20 protein-coding genes are annotated in these 21,169 nt (G+C 71.4%); 12 read left to right on the top strand and 8 right to left on the bottom strand.

The genetic code is table 11. The features are described from left to right. Nucleotides 1-11: 11 nt before the first annotated feature. The 7 genes from ACIBKX_RS27095 to ACIBKX_RS27065 are packed head-to-tail and all read left to right on the top strand — an operon-like array spanning nt 12 to nt 5,932. Nucleotides 12-533, top strand: coding sequence for a cupin domain-containing protein (locus ACIBKX_RS27095; protein WP_363274247.1), 522 nt, complete (start codon nt 12-14; stop codon nt 531-533). After that, nucleotides 526-1,266, top strand: coding sequence for an SDR family oxidoreductase (locus tag ACIBKX_RS27090; RefSeq protein ID WP_363274246.1), 741 nt, complete (start codon nt 526-528; stop codon nt 1,264-1,266). The genes ACIBKX_RS27095 and ACIBKX_RS27090 overlap by 8 nt, the downstream gene beginning before the upstream one ends. Nucleotides 1,267-1,285: 19 nt before the next feature. Next, nucleotides 1,286-2,071 carry an SDR family oxidoreductase gene (locus ACIBKX_RS27085; RefSeq protein WP_363274244.1) on the top strand — a complete coding sequence of 262 codons (786 nt, stop codon included), beginning with the start codon at nt 1,286-1,288 and terminating at the stop codon, nt 2,069-2,071. A 10-nt stretch (nt 2,072-2,081) separates the two neighbouring features. Beyond that, nucleotides 2,082-3,707 (top strand): thiamine pyrophosphate-binding protein, encoded by a 1,626-nt coding sequence (locus ACIBKX_RS27080; protein WP_363274243.1) that lies wholly within the window; start codon nt 2,082-2,084, stop codon nt 3,705-3,707. A gap of 13 nt (nt 3,708-3,720) precedes the next feature. Next, the gene (locus tag ACIBKX_RS27075; RefSeq protein ID WP_363274242.1) at nt 3,721-4,656 is read left to right on the top strand and encodes a PDR/VanB family oxidoreductase; all 936 of its coding nucleotides are present in this window, start codon (nt 3,721-3,723) and stop codon (nt 4,654-4,656) included. Between the two features lie 18 nt (nt 4,657-4,674). After that, the gene (locus ACIBKX_RS27070; protein WP_363274241.1) at nt 4,675-4,908 is read left to right on the top strand and encodes a recombinase-like helix-turn-helix domain-containing protein; all 234 of its coding nucleotides are present in this window, start codon (nt 4,675-4,677) and stop codon (nt 4,906-4,908) included. A gap of 4 nt (nt 4,909-4,912) precedes the next feature. Then, nucleotides 4,913-5,932 (top strand): aromatic ring-hydroxylating dioxygenase subunit alpha, encoded by a 1,020-nt coding sequence (locus tag ACIBKX_RS27065; RefSeq protein ID WP_363274239.1) that lies wholly within the window; start codon nt 4,913-4,915, stop codon nt 5,930-5,932. Here the strand turns inward: ACIBKX_RS27065 and ACIBKX_RS27060 are convergent. Continuing rightward, nucleotides 5,914-6,456, bottom strand: coding sequence for a MarR family transcriptional regulator (locus ACIBKX_RS27060; protein WP_363274238.1), 543 nt, complete (start codon nt 6,454-6,456; stop codon nt 5,914-5,916). The genes ACIBKX_RS27065 and ACIBKX_RS27060 overlap by 19 nt on opposite strands. Nucleotides 6,457-6,614: 158 nt before the next feature. On the opposite strand from ACIBKX_RS27060, the gene ACIBKX_RS27055 reads away from it, so the two are divergent. The 4 genes from ACIBKX_RS27055 to ACIBKX_RS27040 all read left to right on the top strand — a co-directional run bounded on the left by ACIBKX_RS27055 (nt 6,615) and on the right by ACIBKX_RS27040 (nt 11,254). Then, nucleotides 6,615-7,286 carry a FadR/GntR family transcriptional regulator gene (locus tag ACIBKX_RS27055; protein WP_363274237.1) on the top strand — a complete coding sequence of 224 codons (672 nt, stop codon included), beginning with the start codon at nt 6,615-6,617 and terminating at the stop codon, nt 7,284-7,286. 168 nt (nt 7,287-7,454) lie between these two features. Further along, the gene (locus ACIBKX_RS27050; RefSeq protein ID WP_363274236.1) at nt 7,455-8,420 is read left to right on the top strand and encodes a PAC2 family protein; all 966 of its coding nucleotides are present in this window, start codon (nt 7,455-7,457) and stop codon (nt 8,418-8,420) included. 295 nt (nt 8,421-8,715) lie between these two features. Further along, nucleotides 8,716-10,512 (top strand): S8 family peptidase, encoded by a 1,797-nt coding sequence (locus ACIBKX_RS27045; protein WP_363274905.1) that lies wholly within the window; start codon nt 8,716-8,718, stop codon nt 10,510-10,512. 94 nt (nt 10,513-10,606) lie between these two features. After that, a complete protein-coding gene (locus ACIBKX_RS27040) occupies nt 10,607-11,254 on the top strand; it encodes a hypothetical protein (RefSeq protein ID WP_363274906.1) in 648 nt (215 codons plus the stop codon). A 79-nt stretch (nt 11,255-11,333) separates the two neighbouring features. Here the strand turns inward: ACIBKX_RS27040 and ACIBKX_RS27035 are convergent, their stop codons facing one another. The 5 genes from ACIBKX_RS27035 to ACIBKX_RS27015 all read right to left on the bottom strand — a co-directional run bounded on the left by ACIBKX_RS27035 (nt 11,334) and on the right by ACIBKX_RS27015 (nt 17,969). Further along, the gene (locus tag ACIBKX_RS27035) at nt 11,334-14,396 is read right to left on the bottom strand and encodes an NPCBM/NEW2 domain-containing protein (protein ID WP_363274907.1); all 3,063 of its coding nucleotides are present in this window, start codon (nt 14,394-14,396) and stop codon (nt 11,334-11,336) included. Between the two features lie 94 nt (nt 14,397-14,490). Beyond that, nucleotides 14,491-15,720 carry a cysteine--1-D-myo-inosityl 2-amino-2-deoxy-alpha-D-glucopyranoside ligase gene (gene mshC / locus ACIBKX_RS27030; RefSeq protein WP_363274908.1) on the bottom strand — a complete coding sequence of 410 codons (1,230 nt, stop codon included), beginning with the start codon at nt 15,718-15,720 and terminating at the stop codon, nt 14,491-14,493. A gap of 74 nt (nt 15,721-15,794) precedes the next feature. Beyond that, nucleotides 15,795-16,625 carry an SCO1664 family protein gene (locus ACIBKX_RS27025; protein WP_363274910.1) on the bottom strand — a complete coding sequence of 277 codons (831 nt, stop codon included), beginning with the start codon at nt 16,623-16,625 and terminating at the stop codon, nt 15,795-15,797. Continuing rightward, a complete protein-coding gene (locus ACIBKX_RS27020; RefSeq protein ID WP_363274911.1) occupies nt 16,589-17,179 on the bottom strand; it encodes a DUF3090 domain-containing protein in 591 nt (196 codons plus the stop codon). The genes ACIBKX_RS27025 and ACIBKX_RS27020 overlap by 37 nt, the downstream gene beginning before the upstream one ends. Before the next feature lie 103 nt (nt 17,180-17,282). After that, complete coding sequence (locus tag ACIBKX_RS27015; RefSeq protein ID WP_363274912.1) at nt 17,283-17,969, bottom strand: histidine phosphatase family protein; 687 nt, start codon at nt 17,967-17,969, stop codon at nt 17,283-17,285. A 53-nt stretch (nt 17,970-18,022) separates the two neighbouring features. Here ACIBKX_RS27015 and corA point away from each other — a divergent pair, with 53 nt between their 5' ends. Beyond that, on the top strand, nt 18,023-19,030 hold the full coding sequence (gene corA, locus ACIBKX_RS27010) for a magnesium/cobalt transporter CorA (protein WP_363274913.1): 1,008 nt from the start codon (nt 18,023-18,025) through the stop codon (nt 19,028-19,030). Nucleotides 19,031-19,043: 13 nt separating this feature from the next. Here corA and ACIBKX_RS27005 read toward each other — a convergent pair whose 3' ends face one another. Both ACIBKX_RS27005 and ACIBKX_RS27000 read right to left on the bottom strand, forming a co-directional pair. After that, the gene (locus tag ACIBKX_RS27005) at nt 19,044-19,832 is read right to left on the bottom strand and encodes a ferritin-like domain-containing protein (RefSeq protein WP_363274915.1); all 789 of its coding nucleotides are present in this window, start codon (nt 19,830-19,832) and stop codon (nt 19,044-19,046) included. A gap of 225 nt (nt 19,833-20,057) precedes the next feature. Then, complete coding sequence (locus ACIBKX_RS27000; protein WP_363274916.1) at nt 20,058-21,107, bottom strand: LLM class F420-dependent oxidoreductase; 1,050 nt, start codon at nt 21,105-21,107, stop codon at nt 20,058-20,060. Nucleotides 21,108-21,169: the final 62 nt, after the last annotated feature.

Raw genomic sequence — 21,169 nt, 5'->3', positions numbered from 1 at the left:
GGAGCCCCGCCATGCCTCTGACCACCACCGAGTACGACAACGGCGGCGACCTCGGCAAGTACACCGACTCGCTGATCGCCACCAAGGAGTCCCGCGTCGCGGACTTCGACACGCTCTCCTTCCAGGAGAAGGCGGGCCCGCAGTACCGCCGCGGGCAGATCCGGTACGTCGGTTCCGGCGCGACCGGCAACCACGAGGGCGACAGCCGGATCATCCCGTCCGGCGGCTTCACCTTCTCCAACATGCTGCTCCCGCCCGGCGCCGAGGGCCCCGAGCACACCCACCACGACGTCGAGGAGGCCTTCTTCGTCCTGGAGGGCCAGGTCAAGGTGGGCATCCACCGCGGCGCCGACGAGGTGGAGTACCGCACGCTCGGCTACCGCGACATGATCGTCGTGCCGGCCGGCGTGGCCCGTTCCCTGAAGAACGAGGGCGACACGGACGCGCTGTTCTGCGTCGTCATCGGCACCCGGAAGCCGCAGGTGCCGACGTACCCCGAGCACTCGCCGATGCACGGCGTCACCCGTGACTGACGTCCGCACGGTCGTGGTCACCGGGGCGGGCCGTGGCCTGGGACTGGCCATGGCCCGCCGGGCCGGCGAGGACGGCTTCCGGGTCGTCGTCGCCGAGGTGGACCCCGCGCGCGGCGAGGCCGCCGCCGCGGGGCTGCGGGCCGACGGGCTCGACGCGCACTTCGTGCGGTGCGACGTGGCCGATCCCGCATCGGTCGATGAACTGGCGGACGCTGTACGGGACTTGGGGTCGCTGTACGGCCTGGTCAACAACGCGGCGCTCGCCAACGGCGTGGGCGGCAAGGAGTTCCAGGACATCGACGTCGAGGTGTGGGACCGCCTGATGGCGGTCAACGCCCGCGGCCCCTGGCTGGTCTCCAAGGCCCTGCACCCGCTCTTCGGCTCACCCGGCCGGATCGTGAACATCGCGTCCGACGCGGCCCTCTACGGATCGCCCCGGCTCGCGCACTACATCGCCTCCAAGGGCGCGGTCATCGCGCTGACCCGGGCGATGGCACGGGAGTCGGGAGAGCGGGGGATCACCGTGAACGCGGTGGCGCCGGGACTCACCGAGTGCGAGGCCACCGAGACGGTCCCGGCCGAGCGGCACGACCTGTACCGGGGCAACCGGGCGATCTCCCGCCCGCAGCAGCCGGACGACCTGGTCGGCCTCGTCTCCTTCCTCCTCTCCGAGGAGTCCCGCTATCTCACCGGACAAGTGGTCGCCGTCAACGGCGGCTTCACCATGAACTGACGTACAGGAGCGATGAATCATGGATCTGGGCCTCGCCGACCGGACCGTCCTGGTCACCGGCGGCAGCTCGGGCGTCGGCCTGGCCACGGTCCGCGCCCTGCTCGACGAGGGCGCGCGGGTCGCCACCTGCGGACGTGACGCCGAGCGGCTCGGCAAGGCCGCGGCCTCGCTGGGCGGCGGCGACCGGCTGCTCACGGGGGTGTGCGACGTACGCGACGCGGATGCCGTACGGGAGTTCACGCGGCACGCGGCACAGACGTTCGGCTCCATCGACGGGCTCGTCAACAACGCGGGCCAGTCCCGCATGAAGGGTCTCGACGAGTCGACCGCCGAGGACTGGCGCGACGAGCTGGAGCTGAAGTTCTCCGGCGTCCTCAACCCGCTGCACGCGGCCCGCCGCTACCTCGCGGCGTCGGACGCGGCGAGCGTCGTCAACGTCAACGCGGTCCTCGCCAAGCAGCCCGAGCCCCGCCTCATCACCACGAGCGCCGCCCGCGCCGGCATCCTCAACCTCTCCAAGTCCCTGGCCGCGGAGCTCGCCCCCGAGGGCATCCGCGTCAACTCGGTCTGCCTGGGCCTGATCGACACCGGCCAGTGGACCCGCAGGCACGCGGCGGCCGACTCCGGCATGTCGTACGAGGACTGGCAGGCCGAGCTGGCCGCCGACCGCGGGATCGCGCTCGGCAGGCTCGGGCGGGCCGATGAGGTCGCGTACGCGATCGTCGCCCTGCTCTCGCCCCGCGCCTCGTACACCACCGGCACCAGCATCGATGTCTGCGGCGGCGTCGGCCGCGGCATTCTCTGAGGAGTTCCCCATGCATTACGCCACCGGAGGCGATCTCCTCGTCGCCGTCCTGCGCGAACTCGGCGTCGACACGGTCTTCGGCATCGTCAGCGTGCACAATCTGCCGCTGGTCGAGGCCGTCGACCGGGAGCTGCGGTTCGTCCCGGTCCGCCACGAGGCGACCGCCGTGAACGCGGCCGACGCCTATGGCCGGGCCCGCGGCACACTCGGCTGCGCGCTCACCTCGACCGGCACGGGCGCGGGCAACGCGGCCGGCTCCCTGGTCGAGGCGCTCAGCTCCGGCACCTCCGTGCTGCACGTCACCGGGCAGGTGGAAGCTGAGTTCCTCGGCAGCGGCCGCGGCTTCATCCACGAGACCAAGGACCAGCTCGGCATGCTCCGGGCCGTCTCCGCGTACGCCGCCACCGTCCCGTCGGCGGACGAGGCGGGCCGCGTCCTGCGCGAGGCGGCCCGCGCGGCCCTGACCGACCCGGGCGGCCCGGCGAGCGTCGAGTGGCCGATCGATCTCCAGTACGCGGCGCAGACGGACGTACCGGCAGAGGCTGCCGATCCGGTACGTCCGGTCCCCGCGGCAGACGAACTGGCGGGCGCGTGCGCCCTGTTGGCAACCGCCCGGCGCCCCCTCATCTGGGCCGGCGGCGGTGCCACCCGGGCCCGTGCCGAGCTGGCCGCGCTGCTCGATGCCACGGGGGCGGGGCTGCTCAGCTCCAACTCCGGGCGGGGGGCCGTGCCCGAGGACCACCCTCTGGTCGTCGGGAACTTCGCCACCACCCCGGCGGGGCGCGCCCTGCTCGCCGACGCCGATCTGCTGCTGACCGTCGGCACGCACTTCCGGTCCAACGAGACCGCCGACTACGGGCTCGGGATTCCCGCCGCGCACATCCAGATCGATGTCGACGCGGACGCCGTCGGACGCGTCTACCCGGCCGCGCACGCCCTGCACGGCCACGCGCCCGACGTCATCGCCGCGCTGCTGCCGCACGCCCGGCGGGCCGAGGAGAGCTGGACGCGCCGTATCGCCGGGGTCCGTGCGGACGTACGCGCCACGCTGCACGACAGCATCGGCCCCCAGGCCGCGATCTGCGACGCCATCCGCGCCGCGCTGCCCCGCGAGGCGGTCGTCGCCCGCGATGTCACCATCCCGTCCAGCAGCTGGGGCAACCGGCTCCTGGAGATGTACGACCCGCGCGACAACGTCTTCCCGCGCGGCGGCGGCATCGGACAGGGCCTGGGCATGGGCATCGGCGCCGCGCTCGCCAGGCCCGACGCGCCGACCGTGGTCCTGGCCGGCGACGGCGGGCTCGCCGTCCACCTCGGCGAACTCCTCACGCTCGCCCAGGAGAAGCCCCGGCTCACCCTGATCGTCTTCAACGACGGCGGCTACGGCGTGCTCCGCAACATGCAGGACCGCTACAGCGAGCGCCGCTCCGGTGTGGACCTCGCCACGCCCGACTTCGAACTCCTCGCGCGGGCCTGCGGGTTGGCCTACGCGCGGATCGCCGCCGAGGAGCACGCGGAGCCGGTGATCGGCCACGCCGTCGCCTCGGACGGGCCGACCCTCGTCGAGGTCGACCTGGCCGCGCTCGGCCCGATGAAGAACCCGTTCACCCCGCCCGTCAAGATCCCCGGCCAGTGAGGAGGACACCACCATGGAAGAGAACGAACTCGATCTGCTGGTACGCCGGATGACCTGGGAGGCGGACGGAGTCCTCTCCGTCGAGCTCGTCCACCCGGACGGCAAGCCGCTGCCGGCCTGGACGCCGGGCGCCCACGTCGATCTGCACACCGGCGGCCACGTCCGCCAGTACAGCCTCTGCGGCGATCCGCGTGACGTCTCCGCGTACCGGATCGGCGTACTCAACGAGCCGTCGTCACGCGGTGGTTCGCGGCACGTGCACACGAAGCTGCGGCCCGGCGGCCGGGTCACCACGTCCGGGCCGCGCAACAACTTCACCCTGGACGAGGCGCCCGGCTATCTCTTCGTCGCGGGTGGCATCGGCATCACGCCGCTCCTCGCGATGGCCCGCGAGGCGGCCCGGCGCGGCGCCGACTGGCGGATGGTGTACGGCGGGCGGACCCGCGACTCCATGGCGTTCACCGGCGAACTGGCGGCCCTGGGAGGCGACTTGACCGTCGTACCGCAGGACGAGCACGGGCACATCGACCTGCCCGCCGCGCTCGGCGGGCTGCCCGAGGGAACGCTGGTGTACTGCTGCGGCCCGGAGCCGCTGCTCGCCGCCGTGGAGGCGCTCTGTCCCGCCGAGCGGCTGCGCGTGGAGCGGTTCGCCGCGCCCGTCGTGGAGCGGACCGGCGACGAGACCGCGTTCGAGGTGGAGTGCCGCCGCTCCGGCGTGACGCTCTCCGTCGACGAGGACACCTCGGTCCTCCGGGCCGCCGAGGCGGCCGGCATAGCCGTCAGCAGCTCCTGCCAGGAAGGCATCTGCGGCAGCTGCGAGACCCGCGTGCTCGACGGCACGCCCGACCACCGCGACTTCCTGCTCAGCGAGGCCGAGCACGCCGCGAACGCCTCGATGATGATCTGCGTCTCGCGCTGCGCCTCCGGCCGTCTCGTCCTCGACCTGTAAACCCCCTGGGAGACAAGAGTGACCACCGCGAACACCAGCTGGCCGTATCTGGAAGTCCACCAGTCCCGTGCGCACGAGCCGACCCCGTACGAGTACAGGCTCGCCGCCACCCTGGAGGAGATCTTCACCAAGGACGGGCACGAACTCGCCGACGTCGTACGCGGCTTGAATGCCCGTCAGGTCCATGCGCCGGACGGTGCCGCCTGGACCGAGCAGTCCTTCCGCGCCGAGATGAACCGACTGGGAGCGTAGCCCGATGAAGACCACGACCAGCCTGACCGCTTCCGCCGACCACATCTACGCCACGGGCCTGCGCAACCAGTGGCACCCCGTGGTCCCCTCGGACTTCGTGGCCCCCGGCGCCATGCGCAAGGTCACCGCCCTCGGCGAGCAGTGGCTGCTCTTCCGCCGTTCGGACGGCACCCTGTCGATGCTCGCCGACCGCTGTCCGCACCGCGGGGCGCCCCTGTCGCTCGGGAAACATCTCGGCGACCGGGTGGCCTGCTGGTACCACGGGGTGGAGGTCGAGACGGACGGCACCGTCTCCTCCGTACCCGGACTGCCCGGCTGCAGTCTGGAGGGCAAGAAGCTCGTCGCCTCGCTGCCCGTGCGGGAGACCGGCGGCGCGATCCTCGCGTACTTCGGCGACGAGGAGCACCCGGAGCCGGCCGAACTGACGCTGCCGGAGCCGCTCACCGACCCGGACGTCGACGCGATCCTCTGCTACGCGGAGTGGGAAGGACCGTGGCGGTTCGCGGTGGAGAACCTCCTCGACCCCATGCACGGGGCGTTCCTGCACCACGAGTCGCACACGATGTACGACGGCGACACGACCGCCAAGTTCCGCATCAGGGAGACCGAGCGCGGCTACTTCTTCGAGAAGACCGACCAGCGGGGCGTCAACTTCGACTGGGTGGAGCTGTGCCGCACCGGCGTGGACTGGGTGGACCTGACCATTCCGTACCCGCCGTCGGCCGGACCCGGCGGCCCGTTCGGGATCGTCGGCATGGTCTGCCCGGTCGACGAGAACCGCACCGGCGTCTTCTTCTGGCGCTACCGCCGCGTCCAGGGCTGGCAGCGCGACACCTGGCGCTTCCTCTACAAGACGCTCATCGAGGAGCGGCACTGGCAGGTGCTCGAACAGGACCGGGCGATCCTGGAGGCCATGCCGGCCGACGCCGACCAGCGCGAGAACCTGTACCAGCACGATCTGGGCGTGGTGCGGCTGCGCCGGATGTACCGAGCGGCGGCGGAGGCTCAGGCGTCCGCCTCGTGAGCCCCGTCGGAGTCGGTGATGGACCGCTCCAGCTTGGACATCAGGCGGGCCAGCTGGCGGCACTCGGCCGGGGAGAGTCCGTCGAGCATCCGGCGTTCGTTGTCGAGATGCTCGGCGAACACCTCGTCGATCTTGGCGAGGCCCTCGTCGGTGAGGCGTGAGTAGACGACCCGGCGGTCGTCGGCGTCCCGCTCCCGGACGATGAGGCCGTCCTTCTCAAGGCGGTCGATGCGCAGGGTCACCCCGGCCGACGAGACCAGACCGGAGTCCGCGAGCTGGCCCGCGGTGAGCCGGTAGGGCGCCCCGGCCCTGCGCAGCGCGGTCAGCACGTCGAATCCGGCGACCGCGAGGCCGTGCCGCTCTATGGCGGTGGTGAGCCGGGTGTTGTAGCGCAGGAAGGTGCGGTGCAGCCGGGCGAGCACCTCCAGGGGCGAGGTGTCGAGGTCCGGGCGCTCCCTGGCCCAGTCCTCGATGATCGACGCGACCGCGTCCTGATGGGCCCCCGCCGACTTCTTCCCGGCCATGTGCCGTAGCCTCCCTCTCCCCGGTACCGCGGTCAGTACGGAAATCTTAGCCCTGAGAGATGTACATATTCGCCTGACCCACGTGCGCGGGAGCCCTGGAACACGCCATAATCACCCGATACATCGGATGTCTTCCAGTCTTGCGAGACGAGGTCCCCATGGCTGTCACCGACGAGGCCATCGAAAAGATCAAGGGCATGATCGTCTCCGGTGCGCTGCGCCCCGGAGACCGGCTGCCCAAGGAGAGTGAACTCGCCGCCGACCTGGGCCTTTCGCGCAACTCGCTGCGGGAGGCGGTGCGCGCCCTGTCGCTGATCCGCATCCTCGACGTACGCCAGGGCGACGGCACGTACGTCACGAGCCTGGACCCGCAACTGCTCCTTGAGGCACTGAGCTTCGTCGTCGACTTCCACCGCGACGACACGGTCCTGGAGTTCCTCGCGGTGCGCCGCATCCTGGAACCGGCGGCCACGGCCATGGCGAGCGTCCACATCACCGAGGCCGAACTGGACGCCCTGACGGCCCAGTTGGACGCGCTCGGCGCGGAGCCTTCGGTGGAGGAGCTGGTCGCCAGCGACCTGGAGTTCCACCGGGGCATCGTGCAGTCCGCCGGGAACTCCGTGCTCTGCTCGCTCCTGGACGGCCTGTCCGGACCCACCACCCGGGCCCGCGTCTGGCGCGGCCTCACCCAGGAGGACGCCGTCAGCCGCACCCTGCACGAGCACCGCGCGATCCTCACCGCGCTGCGCGACCGCGACGCGGAGGCCGCCAGGTCCTGGGCGACGGTGCACATCGCGAGCGTCGAGCAGTGGCTGCGCTCGACGCTGTGAGCCGCGGGCCCCGCGCCGCGGAAGTGAACCGGCGGCTCCGGAAGGAGTGCGCGGGCCCCGCGCGGGGCAGTGATCCGCCCATCGAAGCCCGCGCGAGGGGGCTGCGGACGGCCCGGCCGGAAGCCGTAAGGTTGGGGCGTACTTAAAGGACGTCGGAAGGAGGCCTGGGTGATCGAGCTCGAGGGGGTACCCGAGCTGGTCGACCCGGTCATGGTGGCCGCGTTCGAGGGCTGGAACGACGCCGGCGACGCCGCCTCCACCGCGGTCGCGCATCTCGACAAGGAGTGGAAGGGCGAGGTGTTCGCGGCGCTGGACGCCGAGGACTACTACGACTTCCAGGTCAACCGTCCCACGGTCTTCCTGGAGGGCGGGGTACGCAAGATCACCTGGCCGACGACCCGGCTCTCGGTGGTCCGTGTCGGCGGCGAGAAGCCGCGCGACCTCGTCCTGGTGCGCGGGATCGAACCGTCGATGCGCTGGCGCTCGTTCTGCAACGAGATCCTGGGCTTCGCCCATGAGCTGGGCGTGGAGCTGGTGGTCATCATGGGGGCGCTGCTCGGCGACACCCCGCACACCCGCCCCGTCCCGGTCAGCGGCGTCACCTCCGACCCGGACCTGGCGCGGACCATGGACCTGGAGGAGACCAAGTACGAGGGCCCCACGGGCATCGTGGGCATCCTCCAGGAGGCGTGCACGCACGCGGGTGTCCCGGCGGTCAGCCTCTGGGCGGCGGTCCCGCACTATGTCTCGCAGCCGCCGAACCCGAAGGCCACGCTCGCCCTCCTGAACCGTCTGGAGGACCTGATCGACCTGCGCATCCCGCTGGGCGACCTCGCGGAGGACGCGCGGGCCTGGCAGGTGGGCGTGGACCAGCTGGCGGCCGAGGACAGCGAGGTCGCCGAGTACGTCCAGTCCCTTGAGGAGGCCAGGGACACGGCCGAGCTGCCGGAGGCCTCCGGCGAGGCCATCGCCCGCGAGTTCGAGCGCTATCTGCGGCGGCGGGACGGCGGCGGTGGTCCCACCCCGGGTGAGCGCACCACGCCCCCGAAGCCGAAGCGGCCGCCGGGGCCGGGCGCGGGTTCGGACGAGGAGAGCGGCGAGGAATCCGGACCGTCTGATTCCTCCGAGGACTGACACGATCTGAGCGAGCGGGGCGGCACCCTTCCGGAAGGGTGCCGCCCCGCTCGTCGTCTGCGTCATCGCGGCGGAATCTGAGTCGCGAGGGGAATCTGGCCGGATTGGAACGTGACATCGCCTTCCGGACGAATTGCACGGGCTTCCCCGATCACCTTGATTTCAAACTCAGTTGGGGCAATGGGGGGGGTGGACGAGCGCGCCGCGCGGTAGCAGGGTGTGCCCCGAAGGCGCGGCCACAGCGCGCAGCACGGCACCCGCAGGACCGGACGGAACCGAAGGGAGCGGTGGAGCGATGACCGACCAGGCAGGGTCCGCCGGAGGCCCGGGAGCCAGTGGCCCCGGCCCCGACGGCGCGGGATTCACCTATCGACCGGCCGAGCAGGAACTGATCGTCGTCGCACGGCCCGAGGCCCGGCTGCGGGCCGGCACCCAGGGCATCCGCTCGGCGGCGGGCTCCGACGTGTCGGCCCTGAACATGTTCCTCACCGATGAACAGCTCGCCATGGAACCGCTGTTCGGCAGCGAGGAGCGGCTCCAGTCGGCGGCACGGCACGACATCGACACCGGCGGCGGCAGCGACGACGCGGCACCGGATCTGGCGCTCTTCTACCGGGTGCGCGGCGGCGAGAGCCGGGCCCAGGAGCTGCGCGCGCGGATGGCGGCGCTGCCGGGCATCGACACGGCGTACGTGAAGCCGGGCGCCGTCCCCGCCTCGATCGGCGCCACGGGCCGCCCGCAGCCCCCGCCGCAGCGCCAGTCGGGCAGTCCGGAGACCGGCGAGTCCGGGCGCCGCAAGGAGGGCGCGGCCGTCACCCCCGACTTCACGGGACGGCAGGGCTATCTGCGCCCCGCCCCCGAAGGCGTCGACGCCCTGTGGGCCTGGCAGCGGCTCGGCGGCTCCGGCGAGGGCGTGACCGTCATCGACATCGAGGGCGCCTGGCAGCTCGGCCACGAGGACCTGACCGCGAAGCTCGCCGGGGTGGTCGTCGGCACGCCCGTCCAGGACGTCGCCTGGCGCAACCACGGCACCGCGGTGATCGGCGTGATCGGCGGCGACCGCAACTCCGTCGGCATCTCCGGCATCGCACCGGAGTCCGTGACGGCGGCGGCCTCCTTCCAGCCGCTGGGCACCGCGGCCACGATCCACGCGGCGGCGGAGCGGCTGACCCCCGGCGACATCATCCTGATCGAACTGCACCGCCCCGGACCGCGGTTCGACTTCGAGCCGCGCGACGACCAGAAGGGCTACATCGCCCTGGAGTGGTGGCCCGACGACTACGCGGCGATCCGGCACGCCGCCGCGAAGGGCGTCATCGTGGTCGGCGCGGCGGGCAACGGCGCCGAGTCCCTGGACGACGCGGTGTACGAGCGCAGGCCCGACGAGTTCCCCGAGTCGTGGCGCAACCCGTTCAACCCGTCCAACCGGCCGTCGGGCGCCGTCCTGGTCGGCGCGGGCGCACCGCCGCCCGGCACGCACGGCCGCGACCACGGCCCGGACCGCTCGCGCCTCGGGTTCTCCAACTACGGGGCCCGCGTGGACGCGCAGGGCTGGGGCCGCGAGACCACCACGACCGGCGGCTTCTGGGACCGGCCCGGAGATCTGCAGGGCGGCACGGAGGAGATCGCCTGGTACACGGACACGTTCTCCGGCACCTCGTCCGCCTCGCCGATCGTGGTCGGCGCCCTGGCCTGCCTCCAGGGCATGCTGAAGGCCGCGGGCCAGCAGCTGATGACGCCGGAGCGGGCGCGTGCCGTGCTGCGGGCGACGGGCTCTGCGCAGCAGGACGCGCCGGGCCGCCCCGCCTCCCAGCGGATCGGCAACCGACCCGACATCAAGGCGGCGGTCACGAACCTGCTGCCGTCGGCGGTGGGCTCCGGACGCGCCGAGCGGTACTGGGACGAACTGCTGCCCTATCCGCCCGAACTTCCGCCGCGCCTGCGGCTGTTCGTCGCCGGCGAGTGGCGCAACCTCAACCACCCGTCCCCCGAGATCCGCCAGGCGGTGCACTCCGCCTTCGCTGGGGGACATCCCGACGTACGTGTCTGGTTCTCCGACGACGAGGTCGTCGGCCTGGTCGTCACGGGCTGAGGCGGCCTGATCGGCACGGCTGAAGCGGCACGCGCGTCACTGCAAGAAGCGCATTGCTGAAGCACCACAACCATTGAGGGAAGGTGGCACCCGCATGAGCACCACCCCGCAAATGAGTCCCATGCAGCAGCAAGGCCAGCAGTACGGACCGCAGCAGTACGGATCACAGCAGTACGGATCGCAGCAGTACGGCCCCCAGCAGGGCCAGCAGCAGGGTCCGAGCACGGCACCTCCGCAGCAGTTCGGCCAGCAGCAGTACCAGCAGCAGCCGTTCCAGCAGCAGTTCGGCCAGCAGCCCATCGGCCAGCGGCAGTTCGGCCCGCAGGGCATGCCGGGGATGCAGGGCCAGCCGGGGATGCAAGGCCAGCCGGGCATGCAGGGCATCCAGCAGGTCCCGCCGCAGCTGCGCCAGCAGCTCCAGCAGCTCGGCCAGCAGCAGCCGTTCCAGCAGTTGCTCCAGCAGTTCGGTCAGGAGCAGGTCCCGCAGGCGCAGGCGCCCGAGATCTCCACACAGGCGCTCGCGTCCAACGTCGCCACGGCGTTCTGGGACGTCGTCCAGCCGCTGCCCGGCCAGGCATCGGTCCTCTATCTGCACGTGGACGGCGCCTGGCGGGCGTTCATCAACCCCAACCCGCAGACCCACGACGAGGTCCAGGAGGCGTTCGCGTTCGGGCAGCAGGTGATCGGCTACTACGACACCGCCAACCCGGGCTATCTGCTGGCCATCGTGGTCACCAAGTGACGGTCACCACCGCCACGTGAGACGGCGGCGCCGGGCGGAGTCCTTCCCGCCCGGCGCCGCTCCCTGTCTCCGCTGTCGGCTACGCGCAGCTGAACCTGGCCGCCGCCCAGTCGCCGTGGTCCCCGCTCTTGGAGCCGTTGGTGTCGGTCACCTTCAGCTCCACGTGCCGGGCGCCGCTCACGTCGACGTCCACGGGCACGGTCGCCGAAGCGCCCGTCACCTTCGGCGAGGTCCACAGCACCTTGCCGTCGGCCTCCACGGAGAAGGCGACCTCTCCGTAGCCGTTGATCTCGTCGTCGATGCCCGCGTCGGCGGTGAACTTCGTGCACTGCCCGCCCGTGTAGACCTCGATCACGGAGTCGGCGTGCACGCCGATCCCCTTCTCGTACGTCTTTCCGGCGAGGGTCAGCGTGTGACCGTCCTCGGCGCCCGACTCGCCGTTGCTGCGGTCGCGTTCGGCGGGGCCGTAGCCATTGGCCGACTTGAGCCAGACCATGTCGCTCGCCCAGGTGCCGGCCGTCGGCGCCGGCGGCATGACGGCGACCGCGATCCGCTGGGTGGCGGTGCGGTCCTGGCCCGCCGAGCGATAGCGCGCGCTCGCGGTCAGCGGCTGCTCGCCGGGATCTGCGCCCTTGGCCGGTGTGACGGCCACCTCGACACGGCGGGTGGTGCCCGCCGGGATCCGGTCGACGTGCTCTCCGGAGACGGTCCAGCCGTCCGGCGCGTCCAGGGTGACATCGACCCCGGTGGCGTCCCGCGTGCCCGCGGTGACGTCGACGGCGACCTTGCCCTCGGCTCCGGCGCCGAGCTCCTGTCCTGCGGGGGCGCTCAGCGCGGCGGTCGCGCCGGGCACGGCACCGCCGACCGCGCTGGTGTCGTCGAGTTCGAGGCCGAAGGCCCGGTCGGTGCGCAGCGACCCTGTCCTCACCTTCACGACGCCGCCCCGGTCGTCCCGGTCGTAGAACCAGCCGCGCGCCGCCTTCTCGTACGCGTCCTTCGAGGCGAGCCGGGGCAGTTCGCGTCCGGAGAGCTCCACGCCGCTGGGCGCGTCCCCGGTGTGCAGCGTGAACTCGTACGGCCGCTCGGTCTGCTTCCCGCTGAACTCACCCTTGCTCGCGCCGATCTGTACGCTCACATCGCCCTTGCCGGCGCGTGGCGCATCGACCTCGGCGCGCTGGGTGGCGTACTTGCCGTCGCGGTGCTGCCGGGTCACGCCGTCGTCCTCGTACAGCTCGAAGGAGGACCTGCCCTGCGGGTAGATGTCCCAGGCGAGCGGCGAGTCGGCGGTGCGGTCCTTGTAGGACCTGATGCCGCCGGGCCACATCGGCACGGTGGCACCGCCCTTGACGAAGAGCGGCAGGGTGTCGAGGGGCGCGCTGTAGCCGTCGACGGTCGTCGGCCCCTGATACGTACGCCCGCTCCAGTAGTCGGTCCACGTCCCCTTCGGGAGGTAGATGCCGTCCCGGACGGTGGTGTCCTTGTAGACGGGCGCCACGAGGAAGTCCTCGCCCGTCAGGAACTCGTACTTGGCGGCGTCGGTGGCGGCCTTCGGGTCGTCGGGGTATTCGAGCGCGAGCGGCCGGACGGCGCCGACACCGCTCTTCGTCGCCTGATGCCCGTACGAATAGAGATAGGGCAGCAGCGCCTCGTGCAGCTTGAGGTACTTGCGGTTGATGGAGGTGTACGGCTCCCCGTGCCGGAAGGGCTGCTTGTCGGTGGCGGCCCAGCCGTCCATCGTCATCGTGACGGGCAGGAAGGACTTCCACTGCAGATCACGTACGTACGTCTTGGCGCTGCCGCCGAAGATGCCGTCCACGTCACCGGTCGTGTAGGCGAGACCGGACATGGTCGCGCCCGCGTACGTCGGGATCTGCCAGCGGATGTACTCCCAGCTGCCGCTCTGGTCGCCGGACCACTGGACGCCGCAGCGCTGGGCGCCCGACCAGCTCTCGGGGGCCCAGGTGAACCCGCGGGCGTCGCTGTTGTCCTCGATCCCCTTGTAGGCGTCCTTGCAGCCGTCGAGGGCCTTCTTGTAGCCGTCGCCGACCCAGGCGACGTCGAGCTTGGCGACGCGCTGGCCCGCCTTGACCTGGTCGGCGATCTGGTCGATGCCGTCCTCGGTCCACAGGCCGAGCTGCATGTCGCGGTCCTGGAGGCCCTTCGCGGTCTCGGCGAGGTCTTCGTAGCCGCAGCCGTAGCCGTCGTTGACGAGCATCCAGCCGCCCGGCATGTCGTGCTTCAGGTACTCGTCGGCGACCTTCAGGGAGTCGAGCGTGTGCCGTTCGCCCTGGTTGGCGTTGTGGAGATAGCAGTCGGCGTCGCCGATCTCCATCCCGTAGACGGGCGGCAGGAACGGCTTCCCGGTGAGCTTCGTGTACTGCCCGATGACGTCCTTGGCCGCGTCGCCGCCCTCTCCGGCGAAGTAGTAGGCGTCGAAGCGCTGTTCCTTGGCGGTGGCGGTCACCGGCTCCGCGAAGTCGTAGGTGCCCGGGGCGTAGGTGTTCCGGAAGACTCCGTAGCCCTGTGAGGACAGGTAGAACGGCACGGAGTTGGGGTGGCCGCCGTCGTCCCAGTTGTAGTCGACGCTGACCTCGACCTTCTTGCCGCGGTGCGAGGTGTTGCCGCGCCCGTTCTGCATCCCGGCGCCGTAGAACTGCTCGTCGGCGCCGCGGGCGAGGCTCTGCGTGGTGGCGTCCTTGGTCCAGGAGAGCCCCTTGGACTCGGCCCAGATCTGACGGCCGTCGGCGCGGTGGAGGGCGAACCGGAGCGGGGACTTATAGGCCCGCAGGGTCACTTCGGAGGTGCTGAGTTCGTAACGGTCGCCCTTGTCGGCCCACTTGGTGCGGGGCGGGTCGCCCTGGGGCAGGACGATGTCCTTGCCGACGGGGTCGGTGAAGTCGCCCTGGGGAGCGAGTTCCAGCCGGAACGTCTCCTTCGACACGAAGCTGACGCGGGCCTGCGCCTTGCCGGCGGTGAGGCGGTAGACGGAGCCGTCGGCGGCGAAGTCCGTGACGTCCCCGACGGTGGTCGCGGGATCGTCCGCGGCCTGCGCGGCACCGCCGCCGGGTCCGGCGAAGGCCGCGAGAAGGCCGAGCAGGGCGGCGGCGAGCGCCGCCCGTCTGAAGCGAGTCGGTGATCTCATGGCCGGAGGTCTAGCGCCTGGGCGGGCGCCGGGGCCATGGACTTTGATGGGCCGCTCCTGGATTTCCGGAGCGGCCCATACGGTGAACCGGTGGTTAGAGGGCCACGCCCAGCAGCGCGTCGACGGCACGCGACACGACGCCGGGGGCGCCCTCGTCCGTACCGCCGTCGGCGTCCTGGCGGGCGGCCCAGCGGTCGACGGCGGCGAGCGCCGTCGGGGCGTCCAGGTCGTTGGCCAGGGCGTCGCGGATCTCCTCGACGAGTTCCTCGGCGCCGGGCCCGTCGGGACGGGACACGGCGGCGCGCCAGCGCCCGAGCCGCTCGACGGCCTCCCGCAGCACGTCGTCGGTCCACTCCCAGTCCGCGCGGTAGTGGTGCGCGAGGAGGGCGAGGCGGATGGCGGCGGGGTCGACGCCGTCGCGCCGCAGCTTGGACACGAAGACGAGGTTGCCCTTGGACTTGGACATCTTCGCGCCGTCCAGGGCGACCATGCCGGCGTGCACGTACGCCTTGGCGAAGGGGTGCTCGCCGGTCAGGACCTGCGCGTGGGAGGCGCCCATCTCGTGGTGCGGGAAGGCGAGGTCGGACCCGCCACCCTGTACGTCGAAGCCCATGCCCAGGTGGTCGAGGGCGATGGCGACACACTCGATGTGCCAGCCGGGGCGGCCGCGGCCGAGGGAGGCTCCGTCCCAGCTCGGCTCGCCCTCGCGGGCGGCCATCCAGAGCATCGGGTCGAGCGGGTCCTTCTTGCCGGGGCGCTCCGGGTCGCCGCCGCGCTCGGCGGAGAGCAGCTTCATCGCGGCGCGGTCGAGCCCGGACACCTCCCCGAAGTGGGCGTCGGACTCCACGGAGAAGTAGATGTCGCCCTCGAGCTCATAGGCGGCGCCCATGTCACGGAGGCGTTCGACGAGCGGCACGATGCCGGGTATCGACTCGACGGCCCCGATGTAGTGCTTCGGCGGCAGGAGCCGCAGCGCGGTCATGTCCTCGCGGAACAGCGCGGTCTCGCCCTCGGCGAGCTCGACCCAGTCCTTGCCGTCGCGGTTCGCGCGTTCGAGGAGCGGGTCGTCCACGTCGGTCACGTTCTGGACGTAATGAACCTGCCGCTTGGTGTCGAGCCACACGCGCTGCACGAGGTCGAACGCGTTGTAGGTCGCCGCGTGACCCATGTGGGTCGCGTCGTACGGAGTGATGCCGCAGACGTAGATACGGGCGACGGGACCGGGGTCAAGGGTGACGAGACCACCGGTCGCGGTGTCGTGGATCTGGAGGTCGCGGCCCTTGCCGGGAAGGGCGGGGACCTCAGAAGCGGGCCAGGCATGCATGCCCTGAGCCTAACCGGACGGGGCGTCCGTATACGAGCGGGGATCAAGGTTTATCTGGCGGACCGGGTGCCCGGCTAGACCGGGGGCCAGGGGATCGGGGGCCAGTCGCCGCCGGGCGCGGGGTGCACGCCGGAGGACAGCAGTGCGGCGACCCTCGCCCGGAACGCGTCCACCTCCGCCCCCGTGATCAGCTTGCCCAGCCTCTCGGCGAGCGGCTCCGCGTCCCGCAGGGACTCAAGGACACCCACCGCCTCAGCGGTGAGCCGCTCCCCCGCCCACCCCCACAACAGCGTCCGCAGCTTGTCCTCGGTGTTGAACGTGACCCCGTGGTCGATCCCGTACAACCGCTCCCCGGCCCCGACCAGCAGATGCCCACCCTTGCGATCCGCGTTGTTGATCACCGCGTCGAGGACGGCGAGCCGCCGAAGCCGCGCATCGTCCGCGTGGACGAGCAGCGCCGTACGCCCCTCCCCCACCTCGGCGAAGCCGACCGCCTTCCAGCCCTCACCCGGCTCATCGCCCTCCACGAGCGCCAGCAGCCCCGCGTCCGCGTCATCGGAAGAGCCCTCGATCCACAGCTGGACCATGCCCTCACCGTGCGGCCCGTCCCGCAGCACGGTCGGCGGCACAAGCCCCCACCCCATCGCCTCGGAGACCTCGTACGCCGCCAGCTCCCGCTGCGCCAGCGTCCCGTCGGGAAAGTCCCACAGCGGCCGCTCCCCGGCCACGGGCTTGTAGACGCAGGCCGCCGACTCACCCTCGTACGAAACAGTGCAGTAGAGCACCGCGTTCGAGGCCTCACGGATCCGCCCGCGCACGGTCAGCTCGCCCTCGGCGAGCAGGGTCAGCGGATCCGGCGGCGCCGCGCTCACGCGCCCCGCCGATATCCGTTCTGGCGCGGGCATACGTGTCCTTCCGGGTCGAGCGGCAGGCTGCACAGCGGGCATGGCGGGCGCCCCGCGTTCACGACGTCCAGGGCGCGCTTGGCGAAGGCACGGGCCTGCGTGCCGGTGAGCCGGACCCGCAGCATCGGCGGACCGTTCTCCTCGTCCTGCAGAAGCCTTTCCTCGGCCTCCGCGAGATCCTCGTCGGAGTCGGCGTCCAGCTCGACCAGGGCCTGCGCCTCGACGATCATCCGCTCCTCGTCGCCGTCCCAGGCGAGCGCCATGGTGCCGACCCGGAACTCCTCCTCGACGGGCGAGTCGAGCGGCGCGCTGTCACTGACCTCGGTGGGGGCGACGGCGGGCACCGGAGCGTTGCCGCCGCTGCGCCGCACGACCTCGTCGAGCAGCTCTTCCATGCGTTCGGCGAGCGCGGCCACCTGGGTCTTCTCCAGGGCGACACTGGTCACCCGGACTCCGGCCGAGGCCTGGAGGAAGAAGGTCCGCCGTCCGGGGAGCCCGACCGTTCCGGCGACGAAGCGCTCCGGCGGGTCGTAGAGGAACACCTGACGCGACACGTCCTGTCTCCATTGGATTCGACTGCGATTGATCACTTGCGGTGGTACGGCTGATCACTTGCGCTGGCGCGGCGTGACCACTGCACCCTACTGCGGCCGACGATCACGGTGCTCCCGCGTCGCCACCCACCGCCGCGTCGTCCCCGGCCGGCTCCTCGCGCGGCGCCAGCGACCCGAAGTCGCCGGTGTCACCCAGACGTACGAGGAAGGGGCGCAGCCGTGTGTACCGGATGGCCGTGACGGAACAGGGCTCTACGGAGATGCGCTGGAAGAGGTCGAGATGGAGCCCGATGGCGTCGGCGACAAGGGACTTGATGATGTCGCCGTGGGAGCACATCAGGTAGACGGCATCCGCGCCGTGGTCGCGCTCCACGCGCGCGTTCCACTCGCGTACCGCCTCCGCGGCCCGGGTCTGCATGGCCCGCATGGACTCGCCGCCGGGGAAGGCGGCCGCCGACGGGTGCTGCTGGACGACCTGCATCAGCGGTTCGTCGGACAGTTCGGCGAGCTTGCGCCCCGACCAGTCTCCGTAGTGGCACTCCCCGATGCGGTCGTCGGTGTGCGGCCGCAGCTCCGGGCGGGCCGCGAGGAGCGGCGCGAGGGTCTCCTGGCAGCGCTGCAGCGGGCTCGTGACGACTTCGGCGAGCGGCAGCTGTGCGAGGCGCCCGGGGAGCGCGGCGGCCTGTGCGGCGCCGCGCTCGTCCAGGGCCACGCCGGGGGTCCACCCGGCGAGCAGGCCCGCGGTGTTGGCGGTGGATCGTCCGTGCCGGACGAGGATCAGCGTGGGCATGCGGGCCAGCCTAAGCCGCCGACGGGGTGCGCCCCGAGCGGAGCTTCGGAAGAATGCGCTCCGTGATCGTGGACTGCGCGATGTACCGGGACGGGCGGCGGACCGAGTGTTCCGCCGACTACTCGGACGCGCTCGACGAGGCGCGGGCGGGCGGTGACGCGTTCGTCTGGGTCGGCCTGTACGAGCCGACGGAGGCGGAGTTCGACGAGGTCAGCGAGGAGTTCGGGCTGCATCCGCTGGCGGTGGAGGACGCGCTGAAGGCACATCAGCGGCCCAAGCTGGAAGTCTTCGACGACTCGCTCTTCATGGTCCTGAAACCGGTCGTGTACGAGCCGGAGAGCGACGCCGTCACCTCCGACGAGATCATGGTCTTCGTCGGCGACTCGTTCGTGGTGACGGTCCGGCACGGGGAGGGCTCGCCCCTCGGTGTCGTACGCCATCGGATGGAGGCCGAGCCCGAGGTGCTCAAGCACGGCCCCACGTCCGTCCTGTACGCGATCGCCGACGCCACGGTGGACCACTACCTGGACGTCGCCGGGGAGCTGCAGACGGACCTGGAGGAGCTGGAGGCGGAGGTCTTCTCTCCGGAGAGCGGCGGTACGCGCAACACGGCGTCCCGGATCTACACGTTCAAGCGCCAGATCGTGGAGTTCCGCCGGGCCACGGGACCGTTGGCGATGCCCATGATGCGCCTCTCCGGAGCGGGCCCCTTCGCGCCGGCCGTGCCCTTCGTGGAGGACACGGCGCGGCCCTTCTTCCGGGACGTGAACGACCATCTGACGCGCGTGAACGACTCGGTGGACAGCCTGGACCGGCTGGTGTCGGACATCCTCTCCGCGCATCTGGCGCAGATGAGCGTGCGGCAGAACGACGACATGCGGAAGATCTCGGCGTGGGCGGCCATGGCCGCGGTCCCGACGATGATCGCGGGGGTCTACGGCATGAACTTCGACCACATGCCCGAGCTGCACTGGTGGTGGGCGTACCCGGCCGTGATCCTCCTGATGGCCGTGCTGGAGATCTGCCTCTACCGGATGTTCAAGAGCCGCGGCTGGCTGTAGCGGACGCCCCCGGCTAGGCGAACTCGGCCGCGGTGGTGGCGGGCCCGCCGAGCGCGTCGCGCCGCTCGGGCATCTCCAGGGACACCATCCGCCGCCAGCCCACCAGACGTTCGTACGCGTACACCCCGTGGATGCCCGCGGCGAGCACCGCCGACTTGGCCTTCGGCCAGCCCAGGATGCGCCCCATGTGGTCCATCACGGCGAGGCTGACGTCGCGGTAGACGCGGATCTCGGCGAGCGCGCACTCGCGCAGCGTGCGCTGGATGGCGCGGCCGTGTCCGGCGTACGCGAACCGGAGCAACTCCTCGTGGCAGTAGGCGAGGTGGTTGTCCTCGTCGTTCGAGATCATCCTGACCGCGCGGCCGATGTCGGGGTGGTCGGCGAAGTACTTGCGCAGCAGCTCCATCTGCTCGGAGGCGCGCTGTTCGGTGACCCTGCTGTGGGCGAGGTAGGTGACGATGTCCTGGACGGTGAGCGGCTTGTCGGCCTTGAGCTGCTCGTGGGCGAGGCCGATGCCGTGCCTCTCCAGGAGCATCGTGTAGTCGGTCTCGTGGGGTACCTCGACGGGCTCCAGGCCGCGCTTGCGCATCAGCGCGTTGAAGATCCGTCCGTGCTTGTCCTCGTCGGCGCCGTGCCGGACCACCTTGGGGGCGAGGGCGCGCTCGCTCGCGGGGATGAGCGCCGCGATGCGGCCGTTCTCCCAGCCGCCCTGCGATTCGCCGCTCGCCGCGATGGAACAGAAGAGCCGGAACGACTCGTCGTTGTCGAGGATCTCCTCGAAGACGCTCTTTGCCGAAAGCATCAGTGGCACCTCCATGCCCTCCGCGCGGACCTCCGCAAAGAACGAGTCAAGTGCGATGTACGCCTCCGGGCAACAGGTGTGCGCGACCGCTCCGCCAAACGAAGGACGGGGAAGGCCGCTCGAGGCCGTAACCGGGGGGCCGCACGGGGCGTTGTTCCCCGTGACGGCCGTGGCGGGGAAGACCCCCCGAGCCCCCACCACGGCCGCAGAAAATCTCCCTCTCCGTTACGCCAGTCCGGCGCGCTCCAGTGCCTCCGTGCCCGCGCGCAGGGCCGTGAGCCGCTCCTCCAGCGTGAATCCGGCGGGCGCCAGCGTGAGCGTGGTGACGCCGGCCTCCGCGTAGGCCCGCATCCGCTCGGCGATGCGGTCCACGGAGCCGAGCAGGGTGGTCGAGTCGATCAGCTGCTGCGGAACGGCGGCCGCCGCGCCGTCCTTGTCGCCGGACAGGTACTTGTCCTGGATCTCGGCGGCTTCCTTCTCGTAGCCCATGCGCTGGGCGAGCTGGTTGTAGAAGTTCTGCTTGCGGCTGCCCATGCCGCCCACGTAGAGCGCGGTGTAGGGGCGGAACATGTCGGCGAGGGCGCTGATGTCGTCGCCCACGGCGAGCGGCAGCATCGGGACGACGTCGAAGTCCTCCATCGTCTTGCCCGCCTTCTCGCGTCCGGCACGCAGATGCCGGATCGCGGTCTCCTCCAGGTGCTCGGCGGCGGGGAAGATCAGCAGGGCGCCGTCGGCGATCTCGCCGGTCTGCTGAAGGTTCTTGGGGCCGATCGCGGCGATGTAGAGCGGGATGTGCTCGCGCTGCGGGTGCACGGTGAGCTTGATGGGCTTGCCGGGGCCGTCGGGCAGCGGGAGCGTCCAGTGCTCGCCCTCGTAGGAGAGGCGCTCGCGCGACATCGCCTTGCGGACGATCTCGACGTACTCGCGGGTGCGGGCGAGCGGCTTGTCGAACTTCATGCCGTACCAGCCCTCGGAGACCTGCGGTCCCGAGACGCCGAGGCCGAGGCGGAAGCGGCCGCCGGAGAGCGAGTCGAGGGTGGCGGCGGTCATCGCGGTCATCGCGGGCTGCCGGGCCGGGATCTGGAAGATCGCGGAGCCGATGTCGATGCGTTCGGTCTGCGCGGCCACCCAGGAGAGCACCGTCGCGGCGTCCGAGCCGTAGGCCTCGGCGGCCCAGCAGACCGCGTAGCCGAGCTTGTCGGCCTCCTTGGCGACGGCGAGATTGTCCGCGTCCATCCCGGCGCCCCAGTAGCCGAGGTTGATCCCGAGCTGCATGGCCGAATCCCCTTACTGAGCAGTAACGTCCCTGTGCCGGGGACTGTAGCGCGTGGCGGTGG

Origin of the sequence: Streptomyces sp. NPDC050658, from assembly GCF_044457025.1 — a bacterium.
Lineage (GTDB): Bacteria > Actinomycetota > Actinomycetes > Streptomycetales > Streptomycetaceae > Streptomyces.
This window is presented reverse-complemented; position numbering and strand designations above follow the sequence as displayed.